The following is a 9,240-nucleotide window of genomic DNA, read 5'->3' as shown; positions in this document are numbered from 1 at the left end:
ACTGCAACATCTATGTGAAAACAGAGAAGGCAGGCAATCGGGTTATGAACTCTATTACTTCGTTTATTGAAGGGAAACTTAAGTTGAAAGTTAATCTAAATAAATCCGCAGTAGACCGTCCTTGGAAGAGAAAATTTCTTGGATTTAGCTTTACTCCGCATAAAGAACCGAAGGTTCGGATTGCCAAAGTGAGTATAGAACGGATGAAGGATAAAATCCGTGAGATTACCTCTAGGAAGAAACCTTATTCCATGGAATATCGGATAAAGAAACTCAATCAATATCTGATGGGGTGGTGCGGATATTTCGCATTGGCAGATACGCCTAGCGTGTTCACTAAATTTGACTCGTGGATTAAAAGAAGACTTCGGATGTGTACGTGGAAGAATTGGAAGAAACCAAGTACGAAGGTGAGAAAACTCATTGGGCTAGGCGTTCCGAAAGGAAAGGCTTATGAATGGGGAAACTCACGTAAAAGTTACTGGAGAATTTCCAAAAGTCCAATACTACACAGAACCCTTGGAAACTCCTATTGGAGTTCCCAGGGTCTCAAAAGTCTGCTATCCCGTTACGAAACTTTGCGTCACCAATCTTAATTGAACCGCCGTATACCGAACGGTACGTACGGTGGTGTAAGAGGTCGGGGGTTAATCGCCCCCTCCTACTTAATTTTCTCTGAATAATTCCTTGATGTACCAATTCTTATGTATAATGATTGTGTAAAGTGAGGAGGGTAAGTAAATGTTATCTTGGACTGTAGTATCGCTTGTGTTAATTACAAGTTTGGCCAATCTTGTCGGCGGGCTTATTGTCGTGAGAAAAGAATGGTCTCCAAAAGCCCTCACTTATTTAATGGCTTTTAGTGCGGGTTTTCTTTTGTCCATTGGTATACTTGCTTTGATGCCAGAAGGATTATAGAATTCACCTGAAAATGGAATTTACATATTAACAGGGTTTTTAGTATTATTTGCCTTTCAAAGAATCCTGACAACTCATTTTCATTTTGGATATGAAACAGATAAGGAAAAACTAAATAAAAAAACGGGCGGTCTAGGTGCCTTTATTGGAATGACCATTCATAGTTTCTTTGATGGGGTTTCGATTGTTGCGGGATTTGAGGTAAGTGGTGAATTAGGGTTTCTTGTATTTGCTGCCGTATTACTTCATAAAGTCCCAGATGGCTTAACCATTTCTTCTATTGTTCTTGCAGCATTTAATGACAGGAAAAAGGCATTTGTTGCCTCGGTAGTTCTGGCTTCGGCTACTATATTTGGAGGGGCATTAGTATGGGGACTCAGTCATACGGGATTTGGAGCTGAAGTACTAGGCGAATCATTTGCAAGAATCGGTCTTTCCTTTTCCGCTGGTGTTTTTCCGTATGTTGCAGCAACGGATTTACTCCCTGTAGTAAATCAATCTGAAAACAGAAAAGCTGGTCTTTATGTTTTGCTTGGAGTGGCCGTCTTCTATGCAGCATCTTGGGTTGTTGGAGTTGTGGGGCTTGAATAAGAAGTGTGCCAGAGGGGAGGATTTAATAATAGAAAGATTACGTATTGTAGAAAACAATTTATTGCCACTAGTTCTTATTACTACATTCACCGCATTATTTCTTCCAAAAATCGGTGATGAATTGAAAATAACAGTTTCACCCTTGCTTGCCCTACTCATGTTTTTTATCAGTCTCACCTTTGATTTTAATGAGTTAAAGGACGCATTAAAAAAACCTTGGATAATAATCATTTCAATATTCTTAGTCTTCATTCCCATGTCACTTATTGGATTAGGAATCGGTAAACTGTTTTTTAATGAAGATTTAGCTATTGGACAAGCCATCGTTGGATCCTTGCCAACCGATGTCTCAGCTCCATTATTAGTTTATCTTGGTAAAGGTAATGTGGCACTTGCATCAGTAATGAATGGTGTAGTTACTAGCTTATCACCGTTCATTCTTCCTCCACTCCTTCTATTTTTGACTGGAATTGAATTTCAAATTCCTGTTCAGGGAATGATTTTGGAACTATTTGTAATCATCGTTATACCCATGTTTTTTGCTGTTCTCATCCGAACGAAATTACCGTCTATCAGTAAGTTTGAATCGGTCTATTCTTTTTCTTCATCATTGTTATACCTTGCTTTAGTATTTGTCGTTGTTGCAGACAGTTCTGAATCTATTCTTTCCTTTTCGATAGGGATGCTTGTCTTGCTTCTCCTAGCCCAACTCTTGCTTAATATGGCTGGCTATATTATAGCCCTGTTTACAAAACCGATTGTAAAAAGGAAAGAAGATTTAGTTGCGATCCTTTTTACAGTAAGTAAAAAAGAATTTAGTATAGCTGCAGTCATAGTGTACACCGCCAACTTACCTGAGATCATGCTGATCCCGGCTGTATTCTATGCTGTTTTACAAATGATAACATCACCACTTGTAGTTCGATTATTAAATAGGAGTTATTATAATTAGTTCTTCTACATAATTGACTAAATATCATTCCTGGTAGTGATAAATAGATATTATTTCGAAAATACAGTCGTTTGACTGAAACAGTGTAAAAAATTAGAAAAGCCATGGTATAGGAAAAATCGGTTTTCTTCTATTGCCTAGGATCCAGAGTTAGTTGTATTATCGTTAGTAAAATTTTTTGCGAATACAATCAAATAATCATTTGACTATTTTATTAAAAGTGTATAAAATAACAATATAAATTAATATTCAAATGATTGTTTTAATGTTAGGGGGATTCGAAAAATTCTAAGTGGACTACTTTTTATGTGTTAGCTAAATGAAACTAAGAGCAAGTTTTAACATTACTTTGCTCATAAGAGGAGGGTTATTTAAATGAGTGAATCAATGAAGCTATTAGATGAGAAACAGGTGTACCGTGTTGAAGGATTTACATGCGCAAACTGTGCAGGGAAATTTGAAAATAACGTAAAACAGCTCCAAGGAGTTCAGGATGCAAAAGTAAATTTTGGTGCATCAAAAATTTCTGTTTATGGTAATACAACGATTGAAGAACTAGAAAAAGCAGGAGCATTTGAGAACCTTAAAGTGACTCCTGACAAGCCTTTTCGAGAAGCTAAACAGGAGGATGTAAAAGAAAAAAAAGAACCATTTTATAAGAAACACAGTACTTTATTATTTGCAACCTTATTGGTTGTTTTTGGATACCTTTCATCGTTTGTTAATGGGGATGAGAACATTGTTACAACAGTATTATTTGTAGCATCCATGTTAATCGGAGGATTATCCCTCTTTAAAGTTGGTTTCCAAAACTTGTTACGCTTTGAATTTGACATGAAAACCCTTATGACAGTAGCTGTAATAGGTGGAGGAATTATTGGAGAATGGGCAGAGGTTGCTATTGTTGTGATACTCTTTGCAATCAGTGAAGCTCTAGAACGATTCTCCATGGATAAAGCAAGACAATCCATTCGTTCATTAATGGACATTGCTCCAAAGGAAGCACTTGTTAGACGAAATGGATTAGAAATGATGATTCATGTCGATGATATCGCGGTAGGAGATATCATGATTGTCAAACCTGGTCAAAAGATTGCCATGGATGGTGTGGTTGTTAGTGGGTACTCTGCTGTCAATCAGGCAGCTATTACAGGTGAGTCAGTCCCTGTTGAGAAAACAGTGGATGATGAAGTATTTGCAGGTACTCTAAATGAAGAAGGATTACTTGAGGTAAAAATAACGAAACTGGTTGAAGATACAACCATTTCTAAAATTATTCACCTTGTAGAGGAGGCACAGGGAGAACGTGCTCCATCTCAAGCCTTTGTCGAGAAATTCGCGAAATATTATACGCCAATTATTATGATCATTGCAGCATTAGTTGCTGTTGTTCCACCATTATTTTTTGGTGGTAGTTGGGAAACGTGGATTTATCAAGGCTTAGCTGTTCTTGTCGTTGGTTGCCCTTGTGCGTTGGTTATTTCCACTCCGATTTCGATTGTTTCAGCTATCGGCAATGCAGCGAAAAAAGGTGTCCTTATAAAAGGTGGAGTTTATTTAGAGGAAATGGGTGCCTTAAAGGCTATAGCATTCGATAAAACAGGTACATTAACAAAAGGTGTCCCAGCTGTAACTGATTTTAATGTATTAAATAATCAAGAAAATGAAAGAGAATTGTTATCGATCATCACTGCATTAGAATATCGTTCCCAACATCCTCTTGCATCAGCTATCATGAAAAAGGCAGAAGAAGAAAACATTTCATATTCTGATGTCCTGGTAGAGGATTTCTCTTCTATTACAGGTAAGGGCATCAAAGGTACTGTAAACGGGATGACTTATTATATCGGTAGCCCGAAACTCTTCAAGGAGTTATTAACTACTGATTTAGATAAAGACCTAGAAAAAAATGTTACTACTCTTCAAAACCAAGGTAAAACAGCCATGATTATTGGGACCAAACAAGAAATACTTGGAGTTATTGCAGTTGCAGACGAAGTTCGTGAATCAAGTAAGGAAATTATTCAAAAGTTACATCAACTGGGAATCAAAAAAACCATTATGCTTACAGGTGATAACAAAGGTACTGCAAATGCAATAGGCAGACATGTCGGAGTATCAGATATTGAAGCTGAACTGATGCCTCAGGACAAATTAGATTATATTAAACAATTAAGATCCGAGTACGGAAACGTCGCCATGGTTGGAGATGGTGTAAATGATGCTCCTGCATTAGCAGCTTCTACAGTTGGAATCGCAATGGGTGGAGCTGGTACAGATACAGCCCTGGAAACGGCTGACGTTGCTCTAATGGGAGACGACTTAAGAAAACTTCCATTCACTGTGAAACTTAGCCGAAAATCTCTAAATGTAATCAAGGCGAACATTACTTTTGCAATTGCTATTAAATTTATTGCTTTACTATTGGTTATCCCAGGTTGGTTAACGCTCTGGATTGCCATCCTTTCAGATATGGGAGCAACCCTTTTGGTGGCATTAAATAGTTTGCGACTTATGAGAGTGAAAGAATAAAGTGAAAAGGGCTTTCCAGCCTGATTGGAAAGCCTTCATTTAACACTGATTACATTTTAGTATAAATTCTAAATATCCAATCTAATTAAAATTGAGGAAATAGAGTATAAGTATATCATCAGTTTTAATACTACATATAGAAACAAAAGCGATTTTAATATAAAAAAACCTTTCATTCACTATGAGATCATTAAAGGAGGATACTGAAATGACTGTTGCGGTAAAAAAGGATCTAGACCTGTTAGTTATAGGCGCAGGATCAGGAGGTTATGTGGCGGCTATACGTGCCGCTCAGTTAGGTAAAAAGGTGGTTTTAGTGGATAAAGCAGAATTAGGAGGGGTTTGCCTTAACCGTGGGTGTATACCTTCAAAGGCTCTTATCGGTGCTTCTGAACGAGTAAAACACATAAAACATGCCAGTTCAATGGGAATTAAGATTTCTGGTGAGGTTCAAGTTGATATGCCCGAAGTAGTGAAGTGGAAGGACGGTATAGTGAATAAACTAACGAATGGAATAAAGACCTTGCTTAAAGGTAATGGAGTAGAGGTTATTAGTGGGGAAGCTTATCTCACTGATTCCAATACTGTAAAAATCAAAATAGGAAATGAAGAACAATTTTATTCATACAAGGACTTAATCCTTGCGATAGGATCATTACCTACTGAGTTAAAAAGCATGCGATTTGATAAAAAGAGAATCATCTCTTCTACTGAGGCATTGATGCTTAAAGAAGTACCGAAACACTTAGTTGTAGTAGGTGGTGGTTATATCGGTTTGGAGCTGGGGACTGCTTATGCCAAATTCGGGGCTAAAGTGACCATCCTTGAGGGATCAGATACCATTCTCTCAGGTACGGACCCTATGCTTACTAACGTGGTAAAACGTCATTTAAAGGAACTTGGAATTACAGTCATAACAAATGCTTTCGTCCAAGGCGGAGAAAATACAGGCGATGAAGTAAACGTACATGTTCAGGTTAATGGAAACGAAGAAATATTTAAGGGTGATTATTGCTTAGTTTCGATTGGAAGAAAACCGAATACAGGGAAAATTGGTCTAGAGAATATTGGAGTAGAGCTTGACGAACGCGGGTTTATTAAAATAAATAATAAATGTCAAACAAACGTTGAACATGTATATGCGATTGGGGACTGTGCTGGTGGTTACCTTCTTGCTCATAAAGCCAGTTACGAGGGTAAAATTGCTGCAGAGGTTATAGGTGGGCTAAAAAGTGTGATTGATTTTCAAGCTATGCCTTTTGTTATTTTCAGTGATCCTGAAGTAGCCTATACGGGTTTAACGGAGAAGGAAGCAAAGGAAAAAGGATATGAAACAGTTTCTAGTCGTTTTCCATTCCAAGCTAACGGCAGAGCATTATCTGTTTCAGATGCCGATGGTTTTGTTCAAGTTGTGGCAGATAAGGGAACTAATCGGGTGTTGGGTGTACAAATGGTAGGACCAGAAGTATCATCGCTTATTGCTGAAGCAGTTTTTGCGATTGAGGCAGGGGCAACAGCAGAAGATCTTAGTCTTACTATACATGCTCATCCAACTTTACCTGAGCCATTGATGGAAGCAGCAGAAGGTGTTATGGGACATGCTATTCATATGTTGAATAAAAAATAACTTAATGGAATTAAAAATGGTAAGAAATAAATATACCTAAATTCCAATGGGTGTTTAGCGACAAACAACACCCAGTTAAAAGTCTTCTCAATTAAATCATCGTAATAAAAAATCAGTTAGTGGGTTGATGACATTGGCTTTAATTTTGAACGTTATTTCTGCAATAGGTGCATTTATAGTTACCAACATTGATGATATTTTTGTTTTGATGTTGCTATTCTCTCAGGTAAAATCACAGGTGAAAACGAGTGAAGGTTTAAAAGGTATGCAGACAAAGAATAAGCCTATATCCTCTAAGGATATAGTTATTGGACAATACCTAGGTTTTGTCTTGTTAGTAGTAGTCAGTCTCTTAGGAACTTTTGGAGTTATGTTAATTCCAGATAAATGGGTGGGATTACTAGGACTAATTCCGATCTATTTAGGGATTATGTTGTTTATAAAGGGAGAAGATGAGGATGAAAGTGCAATTCTTTCAAGTTTAAACTCTGGAAAGTATAATAGTGTCTTTTTAAGTGTAGCATTTATAACATTTGCTAATGGTGGAGATAACATTGGAATATATGTTCCTTTTTTCTCTACTTTGACCATGAATCAATTAGCAGTAACGGTTATTACATTCTTTATAATGGTGGCAATTTGGTGCTTTATAGGATATCGTTTGGCAGCCTTTAAACATGTCTCTGAAACACTAGAGAATTACGGGAGATGGATTATACCCATCGTCTTTATTGGTTTAGGAATATATATTATGGTGGAGAACGAAACTATCCGTGCCCTTTTGAGTATAGTGAATTGACATAGTGATCCCTAGAAGTCCCTCTGGTTGACCAGAAGGGACTTTTAAAATGGTAAGTAAATTTTTACTTAGGGACAATAATACAAATCAATAATTTATAATCTCCAAAAAGCTGCTTCTCTTATCAAATTCTCCTGAAGTACCACCAAACATTCCACTTAAACTTGCACTTTCAGTCTAGCAAACCAGTCAAACCCGTTTATGGCTTTACTATTCCCTCAAAAATACTATCATCCTTGTAGCTTTTTATCTATTGAAAAATTAACACGGACTTAACAATAAATTTATACGAGATTAATAGTATAAGATTAAAATTCTAGTTGTAGGAAAATTTGATTAGGAGGGTATCTAGGATGTTTAAGAAAGGACTAGCTAAAAAACTTTTACCTGTTGCCGTTATTTCGTCTATTGCTATTACGAGTATAATAGGAAATTCACCAAATATAGAGGCGAAAGAAAAGGAAGACCAAGCCAAAATCAAAAATGTCATTTTATTAATTGGTGATGGAATGGGGCCTGTTTATACCACCGCATATCGTTCTTTAATAGATGATAAATCAACTCCAATGATGGAACAAACAGGTTTTGATCCATATTTGGTAGGGATGCAATCAACTTATTCCTGGGATCCTAACTTAAGCATTACGGATTCGGCTGCAGCTGCAACCTCAATGGCTGCGGGAATTAAGACATATAATGGAGCCATTGCGGTTGATATGAACAAGGAAGACGTAAAGACTGTGTTAGAGCAAGCGAAAGAGGATGGAAAATCAACAGGTTTAGTCGCCACTTCACAAATTAACCATGCAACTCCGGCGGCATTTGGATCTCACGATGAATCTCGTAAAAATTACAATGCGATTGCAGATGATTACTACGACGATCTAGTTAACGGTGAGCATAAAGTAGATGTTCTGCTTGGTGGGGGTACTGCTTATTTTGAGCGAGAAGACCGCAACTTGGCACAAGAGTTTCAAAATGATGGCTATAGCTATGTAAAGACCCGTGAAGAGTTATTGAATGATAACAATGAGAAGATCCTTGGTCTATTCGCACCTAAGGGGATGCCAAAAATGATTGACCGGGATGAGACGATTCCTTCCTTGGAAGATATGATGGATGGTGCGCTTACACGTTTAAGCAAGGATAAAGACGGATTTTTCTTAATGGTAGAAGGAAGCCAAATCGACTGGGCAGGTCACGATAACGACGTTGTCGCAGCGATGAGCGACATGGCTGACTTTGAAGCAGCTTACAACAAAGCGATTGAGTTTGCGAAGAAAGATAAGCACACCATCGTGATTGCAACGGCCGACCATTCTACAGGCGGAATGTCAATGGGGAGAGACGGTGTTTATAAATGGGATCCGACTCCTATCAAAGCGGCAAAACGTACACCAGATTTCATAGCTTCCGAAATTGCCAATGGTGCTGATGTAGAAGAGACTTTGAAGAAGTATATAGACCTTGAATTAACGACAGAAGAAATTAAATCCGTTAAGGATGCCGCTGCGAAAGAAGGAGCAACAGCCGTAGAAATCGACAATGCTATCGAAAGAATTCTTGATCTTCGCTCCTATACGGGGTGGACAACTGGCGGGCATACCGGTGAAGACGTAACGGTTTATGCATACGGTCCTCAATCTAATTTATTTTCTGGTATGATTGATAATACTGATACCGGAAAATTAATCTTCAAAATTTTAGAGAATAGTAGAAAAGGAAAGAAAGAATAAATCCCTTAACACATTGTGCACCATTTGAGAAAAATATCCCGTTGCTATCACTGTGGCAACGGGAACTTTTTTTCATTACCACTTA

The 9,240-nt window shown here is 37.6% G+C and carries 8 protein-coding genes; all 8 read left to right on the top strand.

The annotated features are described in order from the left end of the window. Window positions 1–596: group II intron maturase-specific domain-containing protein (locus tag PY093_RS08235; protein ID WP_275645404.1), on the top strand; the 596-nt coding region annotated here is incomplete at its 5' end. A 145-nt stretch (window positions 597–741) separates the two neighbouring features. Next, on the top strand, window positions 742–918 hold the full coding sequence (locus tag PY093_RS08230; protein WP_275645403.1) for a ZIP family metal transporter: 177 nt from the start codon (window positions 742–744) through the stop codon (window positions 916–918). 18 nt (window positions 919–936) lie between these two features. After that, window positions 937–1,509, top strand: a complete 573-nt coding sequence (locus PY093_RS08225; protein ID WP_345774233.1) for a ZIP family metal transporter — start codon at window positions 937–939, stop codon at window positions 1,507–1,509. Then, on the top strand, window positions 1,502–2,461 hold the full coding sequence (locus PY093_RS08220) for a bile acid:sodium symporter family protein (RefSeq protein WP_275645402.1): 960 nt from the start codon (window positions 1,502–1,504) through the stop codon (window positions 2,459–2,461). Before PY093_RS08225 ends, PY093_RS08220 begins: the two co-directional genes overlap by 8 nt. 375 nt (window positions 2,462–2,836) lie before the next feature. Continuing rightward, window positions 2,837–4,993, top strand: coding sequence for a heavy metal translocating P-type ATPase (locus PY093_RS08215; RefSeq protein ID WP_275645401.1), 2,157 nt, complete (start codon window positions 2,837–2,839; stop codon window positions 4,991–4,993). Between the two features lie 208 nt (window positions 4,994–5,201). Beyond that, window positions 5,202–6,620, top strand: coding sequence for a dihydrolipoyl dehydrogenase (gene lpdA / locus PY093_RS08210; RefSeq protein ID WP_275645400.1), 1,419 nt, complete (start codon window positions 5,202–5,204; stop codon window positions 6,618–6,620). A gap of 133 nt (window positions 6,621–6,753) precedes the next feature. Further along, window positions 6,754–7,419 carry a CadD family cadmium resistance transporter gene (locus PY093_RS08205; protein WP_275645399.1) on the top strand — a complete coding sequence of 222 codons (666 nt, stop codon included), beginning with the start codon at window positions 6,754–6,756 and terminating at the stop codon, window positions 7,417–7,419. A gap of 353 nt (window positions 7,420–7,772) precedes the next feature. Then, a complete protein-coding gene (locus PY093_RS08200) occupies window positions 7,773–9,155 on the top strand; it encodes an alkaline phosphatase (RefSeq protein ID WP_275645398.1) in 1,383 nt (460 codons plus the stop codon). The last annotated feature ends 85 nt before the right edge of the window (window positions 9,156–9,240 follow it).

The sequence above is a fragment of the Cytobacillus sp. S13-E01 genome (assembly GCF_029193815.1).
GTDB lineage: Bacteria > Bacillota > Bacilli > Bacillales > Bacillaceae_L > Bacillus_BV.
The sequence above is the reverse complement of the archived record's forward strand: the minus strand, read 5'-3'. Positions and strand labels throughout refer to the sequence as shown.

What these genes read in the sequence shown, in the direction of transcription:
- PY093_RS08230 (WP_275645403.1), top strand. Translation starts at nt 742, where the DNA reads ATGTTATCTTGGACTGTAGTATCGCTTGTGTTAATTACAAGTTTGGCC.
- PY093_RS08215 (WP_275645401.1), top strand. Translation starts at nt 2,837, where the DNA reads ATGAGTGAATCAATGAAGCTATTAGATGAGAAACAGGTGTACCGTGTT.
- lpdA (WP_275645400.1), top strand. Translation starts at nt 5,202, where the DNA reads ATGACTGTTGCGGTAAAAAAGGATCTAGACCTGTTAGTTATAGGCGCA.
- PY093_RS08200 (WP_275645398.1), top strand. Translation starts at nt 7,773, where the DNA reads ATGTTTAAGAAAGGACTAGCTAAAAAACTTTTACCTGTTGCCGTTATT.